The following is a 1,172-nucleotide window of genomic DNA, read 5'->3' on the forward strand; positions in this document are numbered from 1 at the left end:
TGATAGGTCAGAGGTGTAAGTGTGGTAACATATTTAGCTGACTGATACTAATAGGTCGAGGGCTTGACCAATAAAAAACAGGCTTAAAATTAATTCATGTGCAATTTTCAGAGAACACTCTGAAATCTGGTGATGATGGCGTAGAGGAAACACTCCTTTCCATTCCGAACAGGAAAGTTAAGCTCTACAGCGTCGATGGTACTGCATGGGAGACTGTGTGGGAGAGTAGAACGTTGCCAGGTCATTAAAAAAGACTTAAGAATTTATTCTTAAGTCTTTTTTTGTTATATAATTTTATTTTAATTTAATTTTATATATTAAATTATCGAATTATTTTGTTAAAACTAAGCCTTTGCTTCTTATACAAGTACATTCTTTAGCTTCTGTTGTGTGTAGGCATTGATATTTAACTTTCTTAGGGGCTACTACCTCTTGTGATTTATTATTATTTTTTTCTTGTGAATTCATTTAATACACTCCTTTTTATATATCTCAATATAAACAACATTATATATTAATAAATAGTAATTATCAACATAATTGATTTTCATTAATTTGAAGAATTTACGTAAAAGATATTAGATTATAAAAAATAAAGTTATATCTATTGGACATATAATTTATTTGTGTATAGCACTTAGCTAGCCTTAAAGAGCTTAGAATAAGATTTTTTATGTTTACTACACAGATTTTAAATGTATATGAAGATATTAGAAAGTTTTAATATAAAGGAATTTTATAATCTAAAAATGGTTAGAATATGCATTAATTATTGATGTTGATATTGAAATATACTCTGAATAATCTGAAAAAGTAAATAAACATTACCTTGTATATCAATATAATATAAATTAAGAAAATATAAGAAAAATAGAGTATAATAAATATAATATAGAATAATTACTATTTTTAAGATAATATTATGTTAATATTGATGATATTATATTTTATGTCGCTAAGGCAAATACATCAGCAAGTTAAAAAAATAAAAAACTGTTGACAATGAAATGCATAAGTGATAAGATAAGGAAGTCGCTTGAGAGCGATGGAGAAAATGGTCTTTGAAAATTGAACAGAAAATAAGTTAAGTAAAATAAACCAGCAATTCTTTTAGACGTCTTAAAATTAAGACTCAAAGTAATTTGAGCGAAGAGATTAAACTTTTTATTGAG

At 25.9% G+C, this 1,172-nt stretch carries 1 protein-coding gene and 1 rRNA gene; one reads left to right on the top strand and one right to left on the bottom strand.

Annotated elements, in window-relative coordinates; all coding sequences use genetic code 11:
• Positions 1-125 precede the first annotated feature (125 nt).
• Positions 126-242, top strand: a 5S ribosomal RNA gene (rrf, locus tag I2E83_RS17910).
• A gap of 88 nt (positions 243-330) precedes the next feature.
• Here rrf and I2E83_RS17915 read toward each other — a convergent pair.
• Positions 331-468: a hypothetical protein gene (locus I2E83_RS17915; protein WP_195266938.1), complete on the bottom strand. Its 138-nt coding sequence runs from the start codon at positions 466-468 to the stop codon at positions 331-333.
• Positions 469-1,172 lie beyond the last annotated feature (704 nt).

It is taken from the genome of Clostridium sp. D46t1_190503_E9 (genome assembly GCF_015555225.1).
In the GTDB taxonomy this organism is placed as follows: Bacteria; Bacillota; Clostridia; order Clostridiales; family Clostridiaceae; genus Clostridium.

What these genes read in the sequence shown, in the direction of transcription:
- I2E83_RS17915 (WP_195266938.1), bottom strand. Translation starts at nt 468, where the DNA reads ATGAATTCACAAGAAAAAAATAATAATAAATCACAAGAGGTAGTAGCC.